Origin of the sequence: Planococcus ruber (assembly GCF_022819085.1) — a bacterium.
Taxonomy (GTDB): Bacteria; Bacillota; Bacilli; order Bacillales_A; family Planococcaceae; genus Planococcus; species Planococcus ruber.
Map to the genome: position 1 here is coordinate 1 of NZ_JALHAG010000003.1, position 22,705 is coordinate 22,705.

Here is a 22,705-nt window from a genome sequence, read left to right on the forward strand (position 1 = left end):
CATCCCGAACACGGAAGTTAAGCTCTTTTGCGCCGATGGTAGTTGGGGGTCTCCCCCTGTGAGAGTAGGACGTCGCTGGGCACCTGAAAAGTCGTTACCGTAGCCGGTAACGGCTTTTTTTGCGTTCATTTATCTAGATGAATGAAACGGTCTGCTTAAAAAGAAGTGAAGAATTTCTGTATAATGGAGTCTATTAAAGCAAATAAGGATGGCGATTATGACACAGCGAAAACCTTTAGTAGAAGCGTTAACCGAATTTCAGCGGAAGCGGCCCATTTCTTTTCATGTGCCTGGGCATAAAAATGGATTGCTTTCAGAGCTTCCAGCCGACTTTAAACAAGTACTTCCATATGATATGACAGAGCTCACCGGCTTAGACGATTTGCATTATCCTGAAGAAGTAATCAAAGAAGCTCAGCAACTGTTAGCAGAAACTTATGGCGCGGAGCATAGTTTTTTCTTAGTAAATGGTTCCACTGTTGGGAATTTGGCAATGATTTATGCAGTTTGCGGTAAAGGAGACCAGGTAATCGTCCAGAGAAATTCGCATAAATCCATTTTCCATGCCTTGGAGTTGACCAAAGCATGCCCTGTTTTTATCTCACCTGAATGGGATGGCACTTCATTGACTGCTGGAGGGGTGAGGTTAAGGGATATCGAGGAAGCGATCCGAGAATATCCAAAAGCCAAAGCTGTAATTCTCACGTATCCGAATTATTATGGAATGGCTTCAAGCGACATGGAAAAAATCATCGAATTATGCCATGAACAAAGGATGCCCGTATTGGTGGATGAAGCTCATGGAGCACATTTTCAATTAGGATCGCCCTATCCTTTATCCTCTTTAGCGATGGGTGCAGATGCGGTCGTCCATTCCGCACATAAGACATTGCCGGCTATGACGATGGGGTCGTTTCTGCATGTTCAAGGACCGTTGCTTTCCGCGGAGAAAATAAGAAAGTATTTGCGGATGCTTCAATCCAGCAGCCCGTCATACGTCATTATGGCGTCGTTGGATGATGCCAGGGCCTACCTGCAAAACTACTCGCAGCCGGACAAGAAGAATTTTGCTGAAAAGCGCAACCAATTCATAGAGAGTTTGAAGAGTTTGCCGAATTTAGAAGTTTACGAAGCTGACGATCCGTTAAAGTTGTTGCTTCGTGTGCCACATCATAGCGGTTATCAATTAAAAGAACTATTCGAGCAGGAAGGCATTCATGCCGAGCTGGCCGATCCTTACCAGGTCTTATTGATTTTGCCTTTATTGAAGTGGGGGCAGGACTTTTCGTTTGCAGAAGTGAGAAGCCGAATTAAAAAGGCTTTGGAGAAATTAAAAGAAGTACCGCACAATGCGGCAAATGTGACGGTGCATCCTCAGGAGGCGTTGAGTACGTTAGAAGCAACGTTTGCTGAATTGGAGACTGAAGGGGAATGGATTTCTTATACGAAGGCTCAGGGGCGTATATCGGCAGCTATGATTGTGCCTTATCCGCCTGGAATTCCGCTCGTATTGGCAGGAGAGAGATGGAGCACCGATAAATTAAAGAGTTTGCTGGACTATTTGGCAGCCGGTGCACAAATTCAAGGAGAGCACAGGCTTTCTGAAAAATTAATTCGGGTGCTTCCTGAAAAAAGCCGTCGATGAATGCTTAAAAATGGGTATGGAGGAGTATAAGAAATCCTACAGTCAGGAAGTGATGGTCATGATGAGCGAGGAAAAGTATGCGATTGTGGATATCGGTTCTAACACGATGCGATTGGTGATCTATACGCGGGATAAGAGCGGAAGATTGACGGAAAGCGAAAACGTCAAGGCAGTGGCACGCCTGCGCAATTATTTGACGGCGTCTGGTGCAATGGGAAGTGAAGGGATTGACGTCCTGGTACATACTTTGCAGAGTTTCCAGGAAGTCACACGGCATCATCAGTTGCAGGAAGTGAAATGTGTAGCTACTGCAGCGATTCGCCAAGCCAATAACCAGCAGGAAATCATTGAGCGGGTAGAAGAGGAGACCGATTTCTCGATCCGTATTTTATCGGAATACGAAGAAGCCAATTACGGTTTTTTGGCAGTCGTCAATTCAACCCCTTTTAGAGATGGGATAACCGTGGATATTGGCGGGGGCAGTACTGAGATTACATTTTTCAAAAATCGCAAATTGATTTATTTCTATAGTTTTCCGTTCGGGGCGCTGTCCTTAAAACAGCAGTTCATCAAAGGCGATATGCCGACGAAAGATGAACTGCGAAAGCTGCGGAAGTTTTTGCAGGAGCAATTTGAAAGTTTGCCTTGGCTAGCGGATAAGAAATTGCCGTTGATCGGCATTGGAGGCAGTGCCCGAAATCTGGCGCAAGTTCACCAGGAGTATATCGAATACCCGGTTGCCGGCATCCATCAATACATGATGTCCATCCATGAGGTTAAAAAAATGAACGAGATGCTGCTGTCTTTGGATTTTTCCGATGTCCAGAAAGTAGAGGGCCTTTCCAAAGACCGGTCCGACATTATCATTCCAGCCGTTGAAGTCTTTTCTTGCCTCATGGACTTAATCAAAGCCGAAACCTTTGTCTTGAGCCGAAAAGGGCTGAGAGATGGGGTGTTTTATGAAGAATTGACGAAAGACTTCGAGCTGTCCATTTTTCCGAATGTAATGGAAGAAAGCTTTTATGAGCTTGCGAGTGATTATGACATCAATTTGACGCATGCGACTCATGTCAGCACCCACGCGTTGATGATTGCACATGAATTGGAAAGAATCGGGCTGCTTGAATTAGATGAAGAAGACTTGAAATTCATCCGTCTTGGCAGCGCTTTGTATAATCTAGGCACGTATATCGATGCGGAAGCGAGCAACCAGCATACGTTCTATTTGCTGGCAAACCGGACCATCGACGGACTGCTCCATAAAGAGCGGCTGACAGTCGCTTTGATTGCTTCTTTTAAAAATAAAGAAGTATTTAAACGGAATGCGGCGCTTTACCAGGAATGGTATTCAAAAGAAGAGTTGGCCAAATACAGCCTATTTGGTGCCATTGTCAAACTCGCCTATAGTTTAAATGCGACAAAGCGGAATATTATCGAATCCGTCCATATCGAACCGGCTAAAGACGGTTTATTGTTTCATGTCAAATGCACGCAGGACTGGAAACCGGAACAATATCAGGCGGAAAAACAGAAAAAACACTTGGAGAAGCAATTAAAGAAAAATATCGATTTTCAGTTTACATGATCTTAGCAATCGAATCAGCCTTTAGGCAACAACCCTAATTTCTACGTACTAAAATTGAAGGAGCGGCAAATTGCAGATAAAGGTGGTGGTGATGGTGAAAACGATAAACAAGCAGGAGGAAGAATTGAATAGCCCTTCTTACTATAATAACCGGGAACTTAGCTGGTTGGCTTTCAATGAGCGGGTGTTAATGGAAGCGCTGGATAAGCGAAATCCGTTACTCGAGCGCTTTAAGTTTTTAGCCATCTTCAGCTCAAATCTGGACGAATTTTTCATGGTCCGAGTAGCGGGGCTGCAGGATCAAGTGAAAGTGGGCTTCAGCAAGCCGGAAAATAAAGCCGGGATGTCCCCGAGGCTCCAATTAAAAGAAATTGCGAACAAAACCCACCAATTGGTGAAGCTGCAGCATGAGACCCTTCAAAATGTGCTTATTCCGGCTATGAAGCACGAAGGGGTCAAGTTCTTTAAAATGGAAGAATTGAATCCTCAGGACTTGGCATTTGTCGAGCGTTATTATGATGAACAGATTTTCCCGGTGTTGACGCCTATGGCTATTGACGCTTACCGGCCGTTTCCTATGCTTCTCAATAAAAGCATCAATTTGGCAGTCGTTTTGGAAGACCGGAATGAAGAGCCAGAAATCCGCTATAAGACGGCGATTGTCCAAGTTCCTTCCGTTATTGACCGTTTAGTGCAGTTGGATGCCAAAGCGGGAAAAGAACGCATCGTTTTGCTCGAGGACATCATCAGCCACTTTATCGGGAAGCTGTTTCCGGGCTTTGCCGTCAAATCGGTATCGGCCTTCCGGATTACCCGAAATGCCGATATGACCATCCACGAAGAAGGCGCACGTGATTTGCTGAAAGAAATTGAAAAAGAGCTGAGAAAGCGCAAGTGGGGGGCAGCGGTCCGCCTGGAGATTCAAAAAGAGAGTTTTGACCAAGAGCTGCTGCCGTATTTAATGGATGAACTGGAAGTGCAGAAAAAGGATGTCTATGAAATCCAAGGTCCGCTTGACCTGACCTTATTTTTCAACTTTTATAAAACGATGCAGAAAACCCACGAAAAATTAATCTATACCGCCCGTATTTCCCAGCCGTCGCCTGACCTCGCCTTCAATGAAAACATCTTTTTGAAGGTGATGGAAAAGGATCTCTTTCTCCATCACCCGTATCAGTCTTTCGAGCCGGTCGTCGAATTCGTTTCCGGAGCTGCTGATGATCCGGAGGTACTGGCGATCAAGCAGACCCTTTACCGGGTAAGCGGTGATTCTCCTATTATCAAAGCGTTAAAGCGGGCGGCGGAAAAAGGCAAACAAGTGATGGTGCTGGTCGAATTGAAAGCCCGTTTTGATGAAGAAAACAACGTGCAATGGGCAAGGGAACTCGAACAGGCAGGGTGCCATGTAATTTACGGAATGACCCATCTGAAAACCCACAGCAAAATTACGCTTGTGGTAAGAAAAAGAGGCGATCACATCGAGCGCTTTGTTCATTTAGGCACCGGAAATTACAATGACCAGACGGCTAAAATCTATACGGATATGAGTTTATTTACATCGAAAAAAGAATTTGGCGTGGATGCGACGAACTTCTTTAATTATTTAAGCGGTTATACGGAAAAGCCGGAATTCCATCACCTTTCCGTTGCACCTTTTACGATCCGGTACGACTTTATCCAAATGATCGAAGATGAAATCGAATTTCAGCGGAAACATGGCAATGGCCGCATCATTGCCAAAATGAATTCGCTGACGGATAAAGCGATTATTAAGAAGCTCTATCAAGCTTCCATCGCGGGTGTCCGAATCGACTTGATCGTAAGGGGCATTTGCTGCCTTCGTCCAGGAATCAAAGGGGTGAGCGAAAACATACGGGTGATCAGCATTGTCGGCCGGCTGTTGGAGCATAGCCGCATCTATTATTTCCACCACAACGGCAAAGAAAAGGTGTTTTTGTCTTCAGCCGATATGATGACCCGCAATATGGAGAATCGCATCGAAATCCTTTTTCCGATTTTCGAGAATGAAATCAAAAACCAAGTAAAGCATATTTTGGATGTGTCGCTGCGGGATAATGTAAAGGCCAGAGAACAGGATGCGCATGGCCGCTACCACTACGTAGAACGGAAAAAAGGCGACCCCGAAATCAATAGCCAGCTTGTGCTATACAATGAAGCTTACCAAGTGGCAGAAGATGAAGAGTAGCAGAGAAGCAGATGTGCCGGACATCTGTTTTTTCTTTTAGGCACAAGGCTTACAATGTATTAAGCGGCTCCTTTCCTGTATAGTGAAAGGAGTAGAACATGAGGAAAACGGGTGAATGAATAGTGGGTTATTTGATTACATTAGAAGGCGGGGAAGGCTCGGGCAAAACGACGGTCTTGAAGCTGGTGGCGGAAGCGCTGCAGCAGCAAGGCTTTGAAGTCGAATGCACGAGAGAACCGGGCGGCATTGAAATTGCCGAACAGATCCGCCATGTCATTTTAGATAGCAAGAATACGAAAATGGACGGCCGCACTGAAGCTTTATTGTATGCGGCTGCCAGAAGACAGCATCTGGTCGAAAAAGTCATTCCGGCGTTAGATGCCGGAAAAATTGTTTTATGCGACCGCTACATAGACAGCAGTTTGGCGTACCAAGGGCATGCGAGGGGGCTCGGCGTTGCGGAAATCTATTCCATCAATAAATTCGCCATCGACGACTACATGCCGGATTTGACCTTGTATTTTGATGTCGAGCCGGAAATCGGCCTCAGCCGTATCCAGAAAGACGACGGCCGGGAAGTGAACCGCCTTGACTTGGAGTCGATGAAATTCCATCTGGCGGTCAGAGAAGGGTACCAGATGTTGGTGGAAGCATACCCGGAACGCATCCAAGTGATTGATGCGGCTCAGGAATTGGCGCTTGTGTTTGAAGACGCTTTGGAGAAAGTACAAGCTTTTGTCCAGAAGCCGGAAGCTTAGACAACGGCTTTAAAATGTGCGGAATGCTATCTTATGAAGTTTACAATTCATGGTATACTACTTATAGAAAGACTATAAAAAGGAGTGAGTGCTGATGAAACTCGTCGTAGCAGTTGTGCAGGACCAAGACAGTAACCGATTATCCAACGCTTTAACCAAAAATGATTTCCGGGCTACAAAACTTGCCAGTACAGGAGGGTTTTTGCGCTCAGGAAATACCACCTTTTTGATCGGGGTGGAAGATGGCCTTGTGCCGAAATTGATGGATTTGATCCGCGACAATTGCCGTTCACGTGAACAAATGGTTGCGCCGGTATCGCCGATGGGCGGAAATGCCGATTCTTATATTCCGTATCCGGTAGAAGTGGAAGTAGGCGGAGCCACTATTTTCGTCTTGCCGATCGAGCAATTCCATCATTTTTAAAAATCATTAATTAAATCCACGGTTGCCATATAAGTTGAACTTAAGAATTAGCTTTTACACACCGCTTCGGTCGCTCTGGGCAAAGCTCCCGCAATAAGCCGAGAAGAGCACTCGTCTTATTGCTCCGCTCAGCCCGGGGACGCGCCGGCGCTAAGAGACACCTTGATATGGAGCAAAACAGCGGAGACTCCTGCGGGACCAGTGAAGTGCTGAGATCCACTCGGGCGTCTAGCCCGAGTTAGCTTAGCGCGAGCCCGCGGAAAGCGTAGCTGTTTTGTGGAATATCAATTAGTAAAACTATTTAGTTCATCTTATATAGTCAACTATTATACAAGACACCCGTGCTCCATTCGGAACACGGGATTTTTTACAGAGGCTGAAGGTGAAAATGTGCAGAAGACAATTGAAGAGTTTCAAGAAATGCAGCCGGTCGTGATGAAAAGGCTGCAGGGCGCCTATAAGAAAGATCGATTGGCTCATGCCTATCTGTTCGAAGGCCCTGCAGGTTCCGGATTGACCGAAATCACACATTTTTTCGTGAAGCTTTTGCTTTGCGAAACTCCTTTAGAAAATGTTCCATGTGAAACATGTCGAAGCTGCCAGCTTTATAATTCCGGCAACCATCCGAATATTCTCTTTGTAGAACCGGATGGCCAAAACATTAAAATCGATCAAATCAGGGAATTGATCTTCAAGATGAATAAAACAGGCTTTAGTTCCGGCCGTAAGATATATGTGATCCAAGAAGCAGACCGTATGAATAATTCTTCTGCTAATGCGCTGTTAAAGTTCCTGGAAGAACCGGAATTCAACGTCACGGCGATTTTATTGACGGAACGGTTGAATGCCATCATGACGACGATCCGTTCCCGCTGCCAGCTCGTATCTTTCCAGCCGCTATCCAGGCAAAAAATGATGGAGAAGCTGGTGCAGGACGGCATGACCGCTTCGATGGCGGCGACAGTCAGCATGTTGACGCAAAGCACAGAAGAAGCGGTTCAGCTTGCTTCAGATGAAGATTTCATCCAACAGCGCAAGAGTGTGTTAAAATTAGTCGATGTTGCCAGCCAGAATGTCCACGAGGCGCTTTTATTGCTTCAATCGGATTGGCTTCCTTTATTTAAAGAAAAAGAGGATGCCGAAAGAGGGCTGGACATGTTATTATTTGCATATCGGGACATTGCTTCAGTGAAAGCAGGTCTTGAGACGGCAAGAACATATCCAGACATGGAAGAAACTTGGAAGCAGATGGCGTTGCAGCGTTCGTTTAACGTGTTGTCTAAGCAATTGCAGGCTGTTTTGCAAGCGAAGCAGCAATTGCCGCGCAATATGAACCGAACTCTGTTGATGGAGCAATTAATGCTGAATCTGCAGGAGGGGTAAGCGAGTGTATAACGTAATAGGTGTCCGCTTTAAAAAAGCGGGTAAAATATATTATTTTGACCCAGGGGAATTTGTGATCCAAAAAGACGATTACGTCATCGTGGAAACTGCACGGGGCGTTGAATACGGCAAAGTCGTGGTGCCGACCAAAATGGTTGAAGAACACGATGTCGTCTTGCCGCTGAAGCAAGTGGTGCGTGTAGCAAGCGACCGCGACCGAAAGCAGGTAGAAGAGAACCGCCTGGAAGCGAGCCGTGCATTTGAGATGGGAACGGAAAAAATCGAAGAGCATCGCCTGGAAATGAAATTGGTCGATGTGGAATATACCTTTGACCGCAATAAAGTCATTTTCTATTTCACGGCTGAAGGCCGCGTCGATTTCCGCAACTTGGTAAAAGATTTGGCTTCCATTTTCCGGACACGCATTGAATTGCGCCAAATCGGGGTACGGGATGAAGCGAAAATGCTTGGCGGCATCGGTCCATGCGGCCGCATGCTTTGCTGTTCCACATTCCTTGGCGATTTCGAACCGGTGTCGATCAAAATGGCGAAAGACCAAAATTTATCGTTGAATCCTTCGAAGATTTCGGGGTTGTGCGGCCGTTTGATGTGCTGCTTGAAATACGAAAACGACGAATACGAAACAGCGAAAAAAGAAATGCCGGATGTAGGCGCGCGTGTATCGACGCCGGACGGAGACGGCCGCGTCGTCAGCATGAATATTTTAGAGCGCGTTTTGAAAATCCGTCTTTCTGAGCAGGAACAGACATTAGAGTATGCATTAAGTGAGATCATGGGCCAAGGAACGAGAGCGTGAGGTGGTTTAAGTGAAAGAAAAGAACTTTTTAGACACGGTGATGGATTTTGAGCAGCAGCTCGAATCGATGCAAGAACAATTTCGCGAGTTGAAAGCAGTAGTGGCCCATACAATGGAAGAGCATCATGCCCTGCAGCTGGAGAATCATCATCTGCGCGCACGGCTGGATGAACTTCACAAAGCGGTGCCTGAAACAGCGGCAGTGGATCCGGTGAAATTGAAAAAAGCGGTCATGGATATCGGGGAAGGCTACGACAACTTAGCGCGCCTTTACCACGAAGGGTATCATGTCTGCAATGTTCATTTCGGCAGTTCCCGAAAAGGCGACGATTGCCTATTTTGTTTATCGTTCTTAAACAAACAAAATTAACATGCCATTTTAACCGAAAGGCTTCCGACACTTCGTGTGGCGGCAGCCTTTTGTTATTAAATAAGAAAATAGAGAAACGAGATTTGCGTTTTCTTTAGAGGAGTGGAACAAATGTTGATGGATGATGAACGGCTCGATTATTTATTGGCAGAAGATTTACGGATTATCCAGAGCCCTTCGGTGTTTTCGTTTTCGTTGGATGCGGTGCTCTTGGCGCGGTTTGCTTATGTGCCGTTAAAGCGCGGAAAAATCGTCGATTTGTGTACGGGAAATGGCGCGATTCCCTTGTTTTTAAGCGCCCGTACGGAATCGTCGATTGTCGGCGTGGAGCTGCAGGAGCGGCTTGTCCATATGGCACGCAGAAGCGTCGCGTATAATAAACTGACGGAACAGATCAAAATCATCGAAGGCGACGTCAAAGAAATTCCTGCCCGCTTGGGAATCGAAAAATACGATGTGGTCACTTGCAATCCGCCTTATTTTCCAGCCCATGAAATGAGCGATAAAAACATTAGTGAACATATGGCCATTGCCCGCCATGAACTTCATTTAACGTTGGATGAAGCCGTGAATGCGGCCAGCAAATTATTGAAGCAAGGCGGAAAAGCGGCGTTCGTCCATCGTTCGGGAAGGCTGATCGACATCATTTCTGCCATGCGGGCGAACCGGTTAGAGCCGAAACGCATTCGCCTCGTGTACCCGAAAGAAGGAAAAGAAGCGAATACGCTATTGATCGAAGGCATCAAAGACGGCAAACCCGATTTGAAAATCCTGCCGCCGCTGATTGTCTACAACTCCGAAGGCGAATATACAGAAGAAGTGAGAGCGCTGCTTTATGGAGACAACTGATCATTACTTCTATGTGTTGGAATGTGCAGACGGTTCCTATTACGCCGGCTACACGAACGATTTGGAAAAGCGTTTGTCAGCCCATAATGCGGGAAAAGGCGCAAAGTACACCCGGGCAAAAGGGCCGGTGAAAATGATTCACCATGAACGGTTTGACACAAAACCGGCGGCCATGAAAGCGGAATATGCGTTTAAGCAATTGGCGAAGCCGAAGAAAATCCGGTATATTGCCGAAAAGAAAGGGGAGGGCCAATGAAATCCCAAAAAAGTTTTTTGGAAAACAAAGCCACGCTTTATCTCGTTGCCACGCCCATCGGCAATTTGGAAGACATGACAGTGCGGGCGATCCGTATTTTAAAAGAAGTGGACATCATTGCGGCAGAAGATACGCGCAACACGAAACAGCTGTGCAATTATTTTGACATCCAGACGAAGCTTGTCAGCTACCATGAACATAACCAGGAGAGCGGAGGCTTTAAAATTTTGTCGTATTTGCAGGAAGGCAAATCGGTTGCGCTAGTCAGCGATGCCGGCATGCCTTGCATTTCTGATCCAGGGGAAGACGTCGTTCGCCGAGCAGTGGCAGAAGACTTTCCGGTCGTGCCGGTACCGGGAGCCAATGCCGCGCTCAGTGCGTTGATTGCTTCCGGCATTTCGCCGCAGCCATTTCTTTTTTATGGTTTCCTATCCCGCAATAAAAAAGAGCGGCAGATTGAACTTGAAGTGCTCAGCCAAAAACAAGAGACGCTCATTTTTTATGAAGCGCCGCATCGTTTGAAGGAAAGCTTAAAATCGGTGCAAAAAGCTTTTGGGGAGGACCGGAAGATCGTCATGGCACGCGAAGTGACCAAAAAGTTTGAAGAGTTTCTGCGCGGTACGGTAGGGGAAGCTGCCCTATGGGCGGAAGAGAATACAATCCGCGGCGAGTTTTGCATTATAATAGAAGGAACCGATTCGCCGGACGTAGAAATTCAAGAACAATGGTGGGAATCCCTGTCGATTTCCGCGCATGTCGAAGAATTGATGAAGAAGAAAGAACTTTCGTCAAAAGAAGCCATTAAAGAAGTCGCGGTCGAGCGAAAAATGTCGAAACGCGATGTGTACCAAGCGTATCATGTCTGATAAAAACAGCGCCAAAAGCAAAAAACCGAAACGCCAGATGCGTTTCGGTTTTTTCTAAATGATTTATTTTTTGAGGTTGCTCTGAATCTCATTTACGAGCATTTCAGCGCCTTCTTTGCTCAAAATCAGCTTACCGCCAACAAGTTGCATGTTTTCATCGGAAACTTCTCCGGTAACAGCGCAAGTCATATTTGGTAAGTATTTTTTCAAGATAATTTTGTCGTCGTCTACGTAAATTTCCAAAGCGTCTTTCTCAGCAATTCCTAGTGTGCGGCGCAATTCAATTGGAATAACAACGCGGCCTAATTCATCAACTTTACGTACAATTCCTGTCGATTTCATAATAATAGTCTCCCCTCGATTTTGTCGGATGTTTTCGTCAAAATTCGACATTTACCACTTCCTGTCATAAATCATACCAACTACTGGCAATTTGGTCAATAAAAAACTATCGAAATCATAATAAATTTCATTAATTCGTGACGTGAATTTGATATATTTTTTCATTTTTTTATTCTATTTTTAAAATTTCTTTTTTAGAGGTCAAATTTGCCTTTTTTTATGGAATAATTTGTATTTATTTTGTCGAAAAAGGGTGGAGGAATTGAAAGATTGTACAAAATTGTCGACTTCGTTAAAATAAGAACTATACAAAGAAACTGGAGGAATTTTTCGTGACTGCTAAAAACAAAACATTTTACCTCACCACACCTATTTATTATCCAAGCGGAAAATTCCATATCGGCACGGCTTATACGACCGTAGCGTCCGATGCAATGGTCCGTTACAAACGCTTGCGTGGTTTTGACGTCCGGTTTTTGACTGGAATGGACGAGCATGGCCAAAAAATTGAAGAGAAAGCGCAAGAAGCAGGACTAGCACCGCAAGAATACGTCGACAACATGGCAGCAGCAGCCAAAAACGTCTGGTCGATCATGGACATCACGTACGATGATTTCATTCGTACGACGGAAGACCGCCATAAAAAAGGCGTCGAAAAGATTTTCCAGACGTTCCTCGACAATGGCGATATTTATAAAGGGGAATACGAAGGCTGGTACTGCACGCCTTGCGAATCGTTCTATACCGAAGCGCAACTAGTAGACGGCAAATGTCCGGATTGCGGGCGCCCAGTCCATAAAGTAAAAGAAGAGTCGTACTTCTTTAATATGAAGAAATACGCTGACCGCTTATTGGATTACTATGAAAATCATTTGGAATTCATTGAACCGGAATCACGGAAAAATGAGATGATCAACAACTTCATCAAGCCCGGCCTGGAGGATCTTTCGGTTTCCCGTACTTCCTTTGACTGGGGCATTCCAGTTCCTGGAGATCCAAAACACGTAATTTATGTATGGGTGGATGCGTTATCCAACTACATTACGTCTCTCGGCTACGGATCCGAAGACGATTCGGCATTCAATAAATACTGGCCGGCAGATGTGCATGTGGTCGGAAAAGACATTGTCCGCTTCCACACAATCTATTGGCCGATTTTCTTGATGGCACTCGATTTGCCGTTGCCGAAGAAAATCTTTGCACACGGCTTTATCATGATGAAAGACGGCAAAATGTCGAAATCAAAAGGCAATGTCGTTTATCCGGAAATGCTTGTTGAACGCTACGGCTTGGATGCTACTCGCTATTTCCTTTTGCGTGAGCTGCCATTCGGCTCGGACGGCGTCTTTTCACCGGAATCATTCGTGGAACGCACCAACTATGACCTAGCGAATGACTTAGGGAATCTTTTGAACCGCACAGTTTCGATGATCAATAAATACTTCAACGGGGAAATTCCGCAAATTCAAGGGCAAGTAACAGAATTTGACGGCGTTCTGCAGGAAGTGGCGAAACAGACGGTTGAAACGTATGAACAGCATATGGAAAAAATGCAGTTCAGCATGGTCTTAAGCGAAGTTTGGGCGTTGATTTCCCGTACGAATAAATACATCGACGAAACGCAGCCATGGGTCCTGGCCAAAGATGAAGCGCTAAAAGGCCAATTGGCTTCTGCTATGGCGCATCTGGCAGAAAGCTTGCGCATGACAGCGGTAATGCTGCAGCCGTTCTTGCCAAATGCTCCTAAACAAATCATCGAGCAGCTGGGTCTGACAGAAGAAGCGTTGGCATGGGAGACATTGGACAGCTTCGGCAACATCCCTGCAGGCACCAAAGTGGTTGCCAAAGGAACGCCGATTTTCCCGCGTCTTGAAGTAGAGCCGGAAGTGGCTTACATCCGTGACCAAATGCGCGGAGATACGGCTCCTGCAGAAGCGGAAGAAACAATAGAAGAAACTCCGGAAGTGCCGGATGTTCCAGAGATCACAATCGATGATTTTATGAAAGTCGATTTGCGTGTCGGAACCGTTACGGCGTGTGAGCCGGTGCCGAAAACATCGAAACTGTTAAAGCTGCAGCTGGATATGGGCTATGAGCAGCGCCAAGTCGTATCCGGGATTGCTGAGCATTACAAACCCGATGAATTGGTCGGCAAAAAAGTGATTGTTGTGGCGAATTTAAAACCGGTTAAACTTCGTGGAGAATTGTCGCAAGGCATGATTCTCGCCGGAGAGAAAAATGGCTATTTAACATTGGCGGAAGTCGATCAAAAATTGCCAAACGGTGCCCAAATTAAGTAAACTGAAAGCATGTTTGAAGAACAAAAAAATAATAAAATGGTCTGTTTATTGATGCAGACCATTTTTTATTTTGGCTAAAATTGGTCCATATTTATCAGGTAAAGCTCATTTTGATATCGAAAAAACATGTTTTGTTATACAAATGTAATATTGGTGTGAAGAAAGAAACAGGATAAACCATTAAAATAAGGATTAATGTGAGGAGAATGAATATGTTTATTGATACCCACGTACATTTAAACGCAGATCAATACGATGAGGACTTGCAAGAGGTCATTAACCGTGCATTAGAAAACAATGTTACAAAAATGATTGTCATCGGCTTTGATCGCCCGACAATTGAACGGGCCATGGAGTTAACGGAAACATACGAGTTTATATACGCGGTAGTAGGCTGGCATCCGGTCGACGCGATCGATTGCACGCCTGAGGATTTACAGTGGATTGAAGAATTGGCAGCCCACCCGAAAGTGGTCGGCATCGGCGAAACCGGTTTGGATTACCATTGGGACAAATCGCCAAAAGATGTGCAACAGGATATTTTCCGGAAGCAGATTCAATTGGCTAAGAAAGTGAAGCTTCCAATTATTATCCACAACCGGGAAGCGACAGAAGATGTTTTGCGCATCTTGAAAGAAGAGAAGGCAGAAGAAATTGGCGGCGTGATGCATTGCTTCAGCGGCAGCGTCGAAACGGCCCGTGAAAGCATTGAGATGAATTTTATGATTTCGTTAGGAGGTCCTGTAACTTTCAAAAATGCCAAAAAGCCGAAAGAAGTGGCTGAATTGATTCCGATCGAACATTTGATGATTGAAACGGATGCCCCTTACCTTGCGCCGCATCCTTACCGCGGCAAGCGAAACGAACCTTCTTATGTGCCGCTTGTGGCCGAAGAAATTGCCCGTTTAAAAGGGCTGACGGTAGAAGAAGTAGCTGAAAAAACAACCAAGAATGCAGAGCATTTCTTTAATTTGAAATAAGAAGCCCGAATACTCAGCAGGATGATTTTTTTCTTGCTGAGCCCTTATTTGGGAAAAATGTAGCGATCGTCCCTAAAAGCCTTTATGTTGACACGTTGAATTCGAGACTATATAATCACTCAAGTGAATGAGGAGGAGTTATTTTTGACAGAAAAAGCAAATAATAGTAAGTCCGTAAATGCGTTTAAAGGAAAATCTTTAGTTGTGGCGATCGCTACTGTGTTACTTTTTGCTGCTGTTTTGACGTTTGCTATTTATGAAGGAACGAAAAACACGGTAACCATGACAGCGAATGGAAAAACGACAGAAGTGAAGACGCATGCGGACTCCGTAGGGGCATTTCTTGAAGAACAAGAAATCCAAGTCAGTGAACATGATTATTTAAGCCAACCCAAAGATGCAGCCATCGAAGAGGATGTAGCCATCGAGTGGGAACAGGCAAAAGAATATAAAGTCGAAGTAGACGGCAACAAGCAAACTGCTTGGACAACCGATAACACAGTGGAAGCGATTTTAGCAAAAGCGGACATTGAAGTAACGGAGCACGATAAAGTATCACCTGCATTAGAAGAAGAAGTAGATGCGGATACAGCGATTTCTGTAGAAAAAGCATACGAGGTGACAATCCTTGATGGTTTGGAAGAGAAAAAAGTATGGTCCACTTCGACTACGGTCGCTGACTTTTTAAAACAGCACAAGATTTCTTTAGGCGAACTTGACCGGGTTGAAAATGGAATGGACGAAATGGTCGTTCCAAATTCGAAAGTAAAAGTAGTTCGCGTCGAAAAGGTCACCGATGTAGTTGAGGATTCTGTAAAATTCGCTGAAGAAACGAAGAAAGACGATTCGCTTCTAAAAGGGAAAAAGAAACTTGTTCAAAAAGGTGAAAACGGCGTCGTTGCGAAAACGTACGAAGTTGTAAAAGAAAACGGCAAAGAAGTAAAACGCGTGTTGAAAAAAGAAAAAACGGTAAAAGAACCGAAGAAACATGTAGTTGCTGTTGGAACAAAAGTGATGGTAGCAAGCGTTTCACGTGGAGCGAAAGCAAAAGCTCCGGCTCCTAAACCGGCTACTAAGCAAGCAGTGGTCAAAACGGCTGCATCAAATAATGCAGCGCCATCAGGCGGCAAAGAGTTTTATGTATCTGCCACTGCCTATACGGCCAGCTGTGCAGGATGCTCCGGCATTACGGCTACCGGCATCAATTTAAAAGCCAATCCCGGCTTAAAAGTGATTGCCGTGGATCCGAGTGTGATTCCGTTAGGTTCAAAAGTTTGGGTTGAAGGCTACGGCTATGCGGTTGCCGGCGACACAGGCGGTGCCATCAAAGGAAATAAAATCGACCTATTCGTTCCAAGCCAGTCCGATGCATTGGCTTTTGGACGCAAGCAAGTAAAAGTTAAGGTCCTGAATTAGTATAGAAGGATTTTCTTTAAAGGCTTTCCCTACCCGGGAAAGCCTTTTACATATCCAGGCGGCTGCGTGTAAAATGGAACAAGATAGGCAGGAAAGAGGAAGACGAATGAAGATTAATGAAATCATTGTAGTAGAAGGCAAAGACGACACCGTGGCTATTAAGCGGGCAGTGGATGCAGATACCATCGAAACGAATGGTTCAGCTATTTCAAAAGAGACGCTGCAGCGCATTCGCCATGCCCAGGATAAGCGCGGCGTCATTGTGTTTACAGATCCGGATTATCCAGGGCAGCGAATCCGTGCTATTATTGAAGAACATGTGCCGCAAGTGAAGCATGCATTTTTGGCGAAAGAAAAGACCATTGCGAAAAACGGCAAAGGGCTTGGCATTGAACATGCATGTGATGAAGACATTCGAGAAGCATTATCGGCCATTTACACGCCGCGGGAAAAAGACAGTGCGATTGAGATTACAATGGAAGACTTGATCGATGCCGCACTTGTTGCACATCCTCAAGCTAAGATACGCCGAACACGAATAGGCGAGCTTTTGCAGATTGGCTATACGAATGGAAAACAGCTTCAAAAGCGGCTTCATATGTTCGGGATTACAAAAGCGCAATTTATCGAAGCGGTACAAGCGGTAAATCAGGAGGAACTTTAATGACTAAAGATATTGCAACCCCCATTCGGACCCAGGAAATCATGGCCAAATACGGCTTGAAAGTAAAGAAGAGCTTGGGTCAGAACTTTTTGATCGACCCGAATATTCTGCGGAAAATTGTGGGACAGGCAAATTTGACGAAAGAATCAGCGGCCATTGAAATCGGGCCAGGCATCGGGGCCTTAACCGAGCATTTGGCAAGAGATGCGGGGAAAGTGCTGGCATTTGAAATCGACCAGCGGCTTTTGCCAGTCCTTGAAGATACGTTGTCGCCTTACGATAATGTGGCCATCGTCCATTCCGATGTGTTGAAAGCAGATGTCCTTGCAGAAATTGAAAAAGAATTGGCTGGCTATGAAGACATCATGGTCGTCGCCAACTTGCCTTACTATGTCACGACGCCGATCATTATGAAACTATTGCTTGAAAAATTGCCGATCCGCGGATTGGTTGTTATGCTGCAAAAAGAAGTGGCAGAGCGCATCACCGCAAAACCCGGAAGCAAAGCTTATGGATCTTTGTCGATCGCAATCCAATACTACACAGAAGCGGAAATGGCTTTAACGGTGCCGAAAACGGTCTTCATGCCGCAGCCGAATGTGGATTCTGCCGTTATTCGGATGATCAAGCGTCCGGAACCGCAAGTCAAAGTCATCGATGAAGACTTTTTCTTTACTGTGACAAGAGGTTCTTTCGTCCAACGGAGAAAAACCATTTTCAACAACCTTCAATCGGCGATGCCGCTTGGCAAAAAAAAGAAAGAATTTATTTTGAAAGCGTTGGAAGAAGCGGGAATCGAGCCATCGCGCCGAGGAGAAACCTTGACGATCAAAGAATTCGGTCTGCTTTCTGACAAGCTTTATGCCTATTTCAAGTAATTTGATTGCTTGTTACAATATTGGCACATGAACCCTTTAAAAAAGATATTTCGAATAAAAAAATATTGACAGTAACTATGCAACGCTGATAAAATATTAAATTTGCTTGACAAAATAGTCGTATTTCGCTATAATTTATTTATAGTGAGGTGTAGACAAGATGCCCAAAACTTTGGCGGATATTAAAAAATCGTTAGATCTACATTTAGGGAAACGATTGATTTTGAAGGCAAACGGAGGACGCAAGAAAACGGTGGAACGTGCCGGAATCCTGCGGGAAACGTATCACTCCGTGTTCGTAATTGAGCTTGATCAAGATGAGCATGCATTTGAACGTGTGTCTTACAGCTACGCAGACATCCTGACAGAGGCAGTAGAAATTACTGTTTATGAAGGAACAGAAGAAGAACTTGTTGTTAGATAATGAATTTATATTTATATTTTGTAAAATCCACACTTGTTGATTTCAACGAGATCGTGGATTTTTTTGTTTTTACAAGGAGAGCTGATTTCTGATTTTCTTAATTCTTCCTATTCGGGCCGCTTGTGTTAAAATAGTCTTCATCAGTATAGTAAAGGAGGCAGTGGAATGCTCTACGTAAAGGCGCCTGCCAAAATCAATTTGACGTTGGATGTTTTACATAAAAGGCCGGACAATTACCATGAAATCGAAATGATCATGACGACTGTCGATCTAGCTGACCGCATCGGCTTGAAGGCGACAGAAAGCGGAATCCATATTGAATCCGCTGACCGCTTTGTCCCGAACGATTCGCGCAACTTGGCCTACCAAGCCGCACAGCTGCTGAAAGAGAAGTTCCACATCAAGTCGGGTGTCATTATTTCATTGGATAAACAGATTCCGGTAGCGGCCGGGCTTGCCGGAGGAAGCAGTGACGCAGCTGCCACCCTAAAAGGTTTAAATCAGTTATGGCAATTAAACTTGTCGTTGGACGAACTCGCAGAGCTTGGAGCGCAGATCGGTTCAGATGTATCGTTTTGCGTCTACGGCGGCACAGCGCTAGCTAAAGGGCGGGGAGAAATCATCCAGGAACTGCCGACACCGCCGAATTGCTGGGTGATTCTTGCGAAGCCGACAATCGGCGTTTCGACTGCAGACGTTTACGGCGCTTTCGATGTTGCGAAAGCGGAGCATCCGAATACCCAGGAGATGATCCGGGCGTTGGAAACCGGCGATTACCAGGCTATGTGCGACAATCTTGGCAATGCGCTGGAAAGTGTGACGTTGAATTTGTATCCGGAAGTGGCACAGATCAAAGAACAAATGAAGAAGTTTGGGGCAGATGCTGTTTTAATGAGCGGAAGCGGCCCGACTGTATTTGGCTTGGTCCACCAGGAAGCCCGGATTCCCCGTATTTATAATGGTTTAAGAGGATTTTGCGCAGAAGTCTATGCCGTCCGTTTGATCGGTGAACGGGATCCCCTTGCTTAAATACGTATATTTATGGTAAATTTTCTATAAAACATTCGTGTTTAGGAGAGGGTAGTATGAAGTGGAAGCGCAGTGAACGTTTAGTTGATATGACGCATTATCTTTTGGAACATCCACATAAGTTGATTCCTCTTACATATTTTTCGGATCTTTACGAATCCGCTAAGTCTTCGATCAGCGAAGATTTGGGGATTGTTAAAGAGACCTTTGAAGAAAAAGGAATTGGGCTTTTGATGACCGTGCCGGGAGCAGCAGGCGGCGTAAAGTACGTCCCGAAACTGCAAAAGCCGGAAATCAAAGCGATTATGGATGAATTGATCGAAGAACTTAGCCATTCGGACCGGCTATTGCCCGGCGGCTATCTTTATATGACGGATGTCTTGGGCAACCCAAGCATCATGAACCGGGTCGGCAAAGTCTTTGCCACCGCTTTTGCGGGTGAAAAGATTGATGTCATTATGACCGTGGCGACAAAGGGCATCCCGATTGCCCATGCCATTGCCCGCCATTTAAACGTGCCGGTGGTTATTGTCAGACGCGACAGCAAGGTAACAGAAGGATCTACCGTCAGCATCAATTACGTGTCGGGTTCGTCGCGCCGCATCCAGACGATGGTGTTGTCAAAGCGCAGCATGAAGAGCGGCCAACGCGTACTCATCACCGACGATTTCATGAAAGTCGGAGGCACGATGAACGGCATGAAGAATTTATTGGAAGAATTCGAATGCACGCTCGCCGGAGTCGCTGTATTGGTTGAAGCCGAGCATTCAGATGAACAGCTCGTAGAAAAATACTTGTCACTGGTTAAGTTGCGTGAAGTCAGTGAGAAAGAACGCAAAATTGCGCTTGAAGAAGGAAACTATTTTACAAATGGAGGCGTTTAATATGAAATTTGTAGCAACCGATCAAGCCGCCGCAGCAATTGGCCCATACTCGCAAGGTGTGATTGCAGGCAATCTGTTTTACAGTTCCGGCCAGATTCCATTGACGCCGTCAGGAGAAATGGTGGAAGGGTCGATTGTCGAACAAGCCCACCAAGTATTCGCCAACTTAAAAGCGGTCTTGGCAGAAGCCGGCTCTTCTCTTGAAGGCGTGGTCAAAACCACGGTCTTCATTAAAGACATGAATGATTTTGCCGCATTGAACGAAGTGTATGCGTCGTATTTCGGCGGTCACAAACCTGCGCGCTCGACTGTAGAAGTGGCGCGTTTGCCGAAAGATGCAAAAGTTGAAATTGAAGTTATCGCAGCACTTGCTGAATAAACCATCCTTCGGGGTGGTTTTTCTTTGTTTTTTAAGTTTCAAGAACTTGTAAGGCGGTTTCCGCATTTCTTGGCGCCCAGCTGCAAGAGCCAGCTCATCTTATGCCGGCGAATCTACCCAGCTGCCGCCGCTTTTCTGTTCATTAATTAAATTTTCTAATAAATTTTGTAATTTATGAAGGAGTTTAGTCCTTTGCATCGAATTACCTTAAGAGCATTATTTTTTGCAACTTAGAAGAGAGGTGGTGAAACAATGGAAGTAACTGATGTAAGGCTTCGGCGGGTGCAGACGGATGGCCGGATGCGGGCAATCGCTTCCATCACATTGGACAACGAATTTGTTGTACACGATATCCGGGTGATCGACGGCAATGAAGGATTATTTGTAGCGATGCCAAGCAAACGGACACCAGATGGGGAGTTTAGAGACATCGCCCATCCGATCAACTCCAGCACACGCAACAAACTACAGACAGCGGTATTGACTGCTTACCAGCAAAGTGAAAATGATCCGGTTTTTGAAGAAGCCGGTGTTTAATTGAGCCATCTCTTGAGCCTTCGCCCATTGAAAGGCTCTTTTTTATTTTTCTGAAATAATGTCATCGGATTGTCATCCTCCGAAACCTTGAAAAATCAAGGTTTTTCAGATATAGTTAAGGATAGTGCGGGAACTTGTCATGCAATAAGAGTATCCAGATTCGCACTTTTTTACTCAACAATCGCCTCGTGACCTGTTCTGTTTTCCATACGCAAGATCCAAATCGTCGAATCGGCGTTTTTTTTTGGAGATTTAGTTATGGTTGGGGCAGAACCGGGAATATGGACAAATAGATACGAAATACATACAGACGGAGGATCGACTATATGACAAATACATATGCAGTCATTTTAGCTGCTGGGCAAGGAACACGCATGAAGTCAAAGCTTTATAAAGTGCTTCACCCTGTTTGCGGCATGCCGATGGTCGAGCATGTTGCCAACAATGTACAACAATTGGGTGTTGAAAAAATTGTTACGATCGTCGGCCACGGCGCTGAAAAAGTGCAGCAGCAGCTCGGGGGAAAAAGCGAGTATGCGCTGCAGGAAGAACAGCTTGGAACAGCGCACGCTGTCCAGCAGGCAGCTTCCATGATCGAAGGGCTGCCTGGCACGACTTTAGTCGTCTGCGGTGATACACCGTTGATCCGTCCGGAAACGATGGAAGCTTTGCTTAGCCATCACGCAGAAACAACTGCCAAAGCAACCATTTTAACAGCGATTGCTGAGAACCCAACCGGCTATGGCCGAATTCTTCGCGATGAAACGGGAGGCGTTTCAAAAATCGTTGAGCAAAAAGACGCTTCCGCAGAAGAGCAGAGCGTAAAAGAAATCAATACCGGTACTTATTGCTTCGATAATGAAGCCCTTTTTGAAGCATTGAAACACGTTTCCAATAACAATGCGCAAGGCGAATATTATTTGCCGGATGTGATTGAAATCCTTCAAAAACAAGGTGAAGTGGTGGCAGCATATGCGACGGACAGCTTTGAAGAAACATTGGGCGTCAACGACCGTGTCGCTTTAAGCCAAGCGGAAGGCATCATGCGCAGCCGCATCGCTGAAAAGCATATGCGTGCAGGCGTGACCATCATCGATCCGGCGACCGCCTATATCAGTGCAGAAGCGGTTATCGGAGCGGATACGATCATTCAGCCGAATGTCACGATTGAAGGGAACTCGGTGATTGGCGAAGATTGCGTGATCACGTCAAACACCCATATCAGCAACAGCACGATTGGCAGCCGCACAGAAATCCGTTCTTCGCATGTCTACGACAGCAAAGTCGGAGAAGACACCGCAGTTGGGCCATTCGCACATTTGCGTCCGGAAACCGAACTGGGCAATGAAGTGAAGATCGGCAATTTTGTCGAAGTGAAAAAATCCACTGTCGGAAACGGCAGCAAAGTTTCCCATCTGAGCTATATTGGAGATGCCAGTGTAGGAACAAACGTCAATATCGGCTGCGGCAGCATCACAGTCAATTACGACGGTAAAAATAAGCATTTAACGACGATTGAAGACGATTCGTTTATTGGCTGCAACTCAAACTTGGTTGCACCGGTAACAGTCGGCAAAGGCTCGTTTATTGCAGCGGGCTCGACGATTTCTAAAGACGTTCCAGCAGATTCGTTAGCGATCGCACGCGCTCGGCAAGAAAACAAAGAAGGCTATGTCAGTAAATTAAACCTGAAAAAATAGGAGGCTACACACG

At 45.5% G+C, this 22,705-nt stretch carries 23 protein-coding genes and 1 rRNA gene; 23 read left to right on the forward strand and 1 reads right to left on the reverse strand.

Annotation, left to right across the window (positions count from 1 at the left end):
- The 12 genes from rrf to rsmI all read left to right on the forward strand — a co-directional run.
- Positions 1-81, forward strand: a 5S ribosomal RNA gene (rrf, locus tag MTR82_RS07605); the annotation flags it as partial.
- 136 nt (positions 82-217) lie between these two features.
- Positions 218-1,645 (forward strand): aminotransferase class I/II-fold pyridoxal phosphate-dependent enzyme, encoded by a 1,428-nt coding sequence (locus MTR82_RS07610; protein WP_246808589.1) that lies wholly within the window; start codon positions 218-220, stop codon positions 1,643-1,645.
- 16 nt (positions 1,646-1,661) lie between these two features.
- Complete coding sequence (ppx, locus tag MTR82_RS07615) at positions 1,662-3,230, forward strand: exopolyphosphatase (protein ID WP_425023908.1); 1,569 nt, start codon at positions 1,662-1,664, stop codon at positions 3,228-3,230.
- A 91-nt stretch (positions 3,231-3,321) separates the two neighbouring features.
- Entirely contained in the window at positions 3,322-5,436 is a 2,115-nt protein-coding gene (locus MTR82_RS07620) for an RNA degradosome polyphosphate kinase (RefSeq protein ID WP_246808590.1), read from the forward strand.
- A 122-nt stretch (positions 5,437-5,558) separates the two neighbouring features.
- Positions 5,559-6,194, forward strand: a complete 636-nt coding sequence (gene tmk, locus MTR82_RS07625) for a dTMP kinase (RefSeq protein ID WP_052649533.1) — start codon at positions 5,559-5,561, stop codon at positions 6,192-6,194.
- A gap of 94 nt (positions 6,195-6,288) precedes the next feature.
- Complete coding sequence (locus MTR82_RS07630; protein ID WP_052649532.1) at positions 6,289-6,618, forward strand: cyclic-di-AMP receptor; 330 nt, start codon at positions 6,289-6,291, stop codon at positions 6,616-6,618.
- Positions 6,619-7,008: 390 nt separating this feature from the next.
- Positions 7,009-8,001, forward strand: a complete 993-nt coding sequence (holB, locus tag MTR82_RS07635; protein WP_052649531.1) for a DNA polymerase III subunit delta' — start codon at positions 7,009-7,011, stop codon at positions 7,999-8,001.
- 4 nt (positions 8,002-8,005) lie between these two features.
- A complete protein-coding gene (locus tag MTR82_RS07640) occupies positions 8,006-8,818 on the forward strand; it encodes a PSP1 domain-containing protein (RefSeq protein WP_246808591.1) in 813 nt (270 codons plus the stop codon).
- A gap of 10 nt (positions 8,819-8,828) precedes the next feature.
- The gene (yabA, locus tag MTR82_RS07645) at positions 8,829-9,188 is read left to right on the forward strand and encodes a DNA replication initiation control protein YabA (protein WP_052649529.1); all 360 of its coding nucleotides are present in this window, start codon (positions 8,829-8,831) and stop codon (positions 9,186-9,188) included.
- 111 nt (positions 9,189-9,299) lie between these two features.
- Positions 9,300-10,037, forward strand: a complete 738-nt coding sequence (locus tag MTR82_RS07650; protein WP_279577032.1) for a tRNA1(Val) (adenine(37)-N6)-methyltransferase — start codon at positions 9,300-9,302, stop codon at positions 10,035-10,037.
- Positions 10,024-10,293: a GIY-YIG nuclease family protein gene (locus MTR82_RS07655; protein ID WP_246808593.1), complete on the forward strand. Its 270-nt coding sequence runs from the start codon at positions 10,024-10,026 to the stop codon at positions 10,291-10,293. Before MTR82_RS07650 ends, MTR82_RS07655 begins: the two co-directional genes overlap by 14 nt.
- Positions 10,290-11,159 carry a 16S rRNA (cytidine(1402)-2'-O)-methyltransferase gene (gene rsmI, locus MTR82_RS07660; protein WP_246808594.1) on the forward strand — a complete coding sequence of 290 codons (870 nt, stop codon included), beginning with the start codon at positions 10,290-10,292 and terminating at the stop codon, positions 11,157-11,159. The genes MTR82_RS07655 and rsmI overlap by 4 nt, the downstream gene beginning before the upstream one ends.
- 63 nt (positions 11,160-11,222) lie before the next feature.
- On the opposite strand, the gene MTR82_RS07665 is transcribed toward rsmI, so the two are convergent.
- On the reverse strand, positions 11,223-11,507 hold the full coding sequence (locus MTR82_RS07665; RefSeq protein WP_199876640.1) for an AbrB/MazE/SpoVT family DNA-binding domain-containing protein: 285 nt from the start codon (positions 11,505-11,507) through the stop codon (positions 11,223-11,225).
- A gap of 326 nt (positions 11,508-11,833) precedes the next feature.
- Here MTR82_RS07665 and metG point away from each other — a divergent pair, with 326 nt between their 5' ends.
- The 11 genes from metG to glmU all read left to right on the forward strand — a co-directional run bounded on the left by metG (position 11,834) and on the right by glmU (position 22,692).
- Positions 11,834-13,801: a methionine--tRNA ligase gene (gene metG, locus MTR82_RS07670; RefSeq protein WP_052649524.1), complete on the forward strand. Its 1,968-nt coding sequence runs from the start codon at positions 11,834-11,836 to the stop codon at positions 13,799-13,801.
- Between the two features lie 212 nt (positions 13,802-14,013).
- Positions 14,014-14,781 (forward strand): TatD family hydrolase, encoded by a 768-nt coding sequence (locus MTR82_RS07675; protein ID WP_246808595.1) that lies wholly within the window; start codon positions 14,014-14,016, stop codon positions 14,779-14,781.
- Positions 14,782-14,925: 144 nt separating this feature from the next.
- Positions 14,926-16,197, forward strand: coding sequence for a G5 and 3D domain-containing protein (locus tag MTR82_RS07680; RefSeq protein WP_246808596.1), 1,272 nt, complete (start codon positions 14,926-14,928; stop codon positions 16,195-16,197).
- A gap of 106 nt (positions 16,198-16,303) precedes the next feature.
- Positions 16,304-16,861 carry a ribonuclease M5 gene (rnmV, locus tag MTR82_RS07685; protein WP_246808597.1) on the forward strand — a complete coding sequence of 186 codons (558 nt, stop codon included), beginning with the start codon at positions 16,304-16,306 and terminating at the stop codon, positions 16,859-16,861.
- Positions 16,861-17,739, forward strand: a complete 879-nt coding sequence (rsmA, locus tag MTR82_RS07690; RefSeq protein WP_246808598.1) for a 16S rRNA (adenine(1518)-N(6)/adenine(1519)-N(6))-dimethyltransferase RsmA — start codon at positions 16,861-16,863, stop codon at positions 17,737-17,739. The genes rnmV and rsmA overlap by 1 nt, the downstream gene beginning before the upstream one ends.
- Positions 17,740-17,899: 160 nt before the next feature.
- Positions 17,900-18,163 carry a biofilm formation stimulator Veg gene (gene veg / locus MTR82_RS07695; protein ID WP_052649519.1) on the forward strand — a complete coding sequence of 88 codons (264 nt, stop codon included), beginning with the start codon at positions 17,900-17,902 and terminating at the stop codon, positions 18,161-18,163.
- A gap of 165 nt (positions 18,164-18,328) precedes the next feature.
- Positions 18,329-19,192: a 4-(cytidine 5'-diphospho)-2-C-methyl-D-erythritol kinase gene (ispE, locus tag MTR82_RS07700; RefSeq protein WP_246808599.1), complete on the forward strand. Its 864-nt coding sequence runs from the start codon at positions 18,329-18,331 to the stop codon at positions 19,190-19,192.
- A 56-nt stretch (positions 19,193-19,248) separates the two neighbouring features.
- Positions 19,249-20,076, forward strand: a complete 828-nt coding sequence (purR, locus tag MTR82_RS07705; protein ID WP_246808600.1) for a pur operon repressor — start codon at positions 19,249-19,251, stop codon at positions 20,074-20,076.
- 1 nt (position 20,077) lies between these two features.
- Positions 20,078-20,455, forward strand: coding sequence for a RidA family protein (locus tag MTR82_RS07710; protein ID WP_246808601.1), 378 nt, complete (start codon positions 20,078-20,080; stop codon positions 20,453-20,455).
- Positions 20,456-20,707: 252 nt separating this feature from the next.
- A complete protein-coding gene (gene spoVG, locus MTR82_RS07715) occupies positions 20,708-20,992 on the forward strand; it encodes a septation regulator SpoVG (RefSeq protein ID WP_052649515.1) in 285 nt (94 codons plus the stop codon).
- Between the two features lie 326 nt (positions 20,993-21,318).
- Complete coding sequence (glmU, locus tag MTR82_RS07720; RefSeq protein ID WP_052649514.1) at positions 21,319-22,692, forward strand: bifunctional UDP-N-acetylglucosamine diphosphorylase/glucosamine-1-phosphate N-acetyltransferase GlmU; 1,374 nt, start codon at positions 21,319-21,321, stop codon at positions 22,690-22,692.
- The last annotated feature ends 13 nt before the right edge of the window (positions 22,693-22,705 follow it).

Excerpts from the sequence above, each read along its gene's own strand:
- MTR82_RS07610 (WP_246808589.1), top strand. The coding sequence starts at position 218 with ATGACACAGCGAAAACCTTTAGTAGAAGCGTTAACCGAATTTCAGCGG.
- ppx (WP_425023908.1), top strand. The coding sequence starts at position 1,662 with ATGGAGGAGTATAAGAAATCCTACAGTCAGGAAGTGATGGTCATGATG.
- MTR82_RS07620 (WP_246808590.1), top strand. The coding sequence starts at position 3,322 with ATGGTGAAAACGATAAACAAGCAGGAGGAAGAATTGAATAGCCCTTCT.
- MTR82_RS07630 (WP_052649532.1), top strand. The coding sequence starts at position 6,289 with ATGAAACTCGTCGTAGCAGTTGTGCAGGACCAAGACAGTAACCGATTA.
- MTR82_RS07650 (WP_279577032.1), top strand. The coding sequence starts at position 9,300 with ATGTTGATGGATGATGAACGGCTCGATTATTTATTGGCAGAAGATTTA.
- MTR82_RS07655 (WP_246808593.1), top strand. The coding sequence starts at position 10,024 with ATGGAGACAACTGATCATTACTTCTATGTGTTGGAATGTGCAGACGGT.
- rsmI (WP_246808594.1), top strand. The coding sequence starts at position 10,290 with ATGAAATCCCAAAAAAGTTTTTTGGAAAACAAAGCCACGCTTTATCTC.
- MTR82_RS07675 (WP_246808595.1), top strand. The coding sequence starts at position 14,014 with ATGTTTATTGATACCCACGTACATTTAAACGCAGATCAATACGATGAG.
- rnmV (WP_246808597.1), top strand. The coding sequence starts at position 16,304 with ATGAAGATTAATGAAATCATTGTAGTAGAAGGCAAAGACGACACCGTG.
- rsmA (WP_246808598.1), top strand. The coding sequence starts at position 16,861 with ATGACTAAAGATATTGCAACCCCCATTCGGACCCAGGAAATCATGGCC.
- veg (WP_052649519.1), top strand. The coding sequence starts at position 17,900 with ATGCCCAAAACTTTGGCGGATATTAAAAAATCGTTAGATCTACATTTA.
- ispE (WP_246808599.1), top strand. The coding sequence starts at position 18,329 with ATGCTCTACGTAAAGGCGCCTGCCAAAATCAATTTGACGTTGGATGTT.
- purR (WP_246808600.1), top strand. The coding sequence starts at position 19,249 with ATGAAGTGGAAGCGCAGTGAACGTTTAGTTGATATGACGCATTATCTT.
- MTR82_RS07710 (WP_246808601.1), top strand. The coding sequence starts at position 20,078 with ATGAAATTTGTAGCAACCGATCAAGCCGCCGCAGCAATTGGCCCATAC.
- spoVG (WP_052649515.1), top strand. The coding sequence starts at position 20,708 with ATGGAAGTAACTGATGTAAGGCTTCGGCGGGTGCAGACGGATGGCCGG.
- glmU (WP_052649514.1), top strand. The coding sequence starts at position 21,319 with ATGACAAATACATATGCAGTCATTTTAGCTGCTGGGCAAGGAACACGC.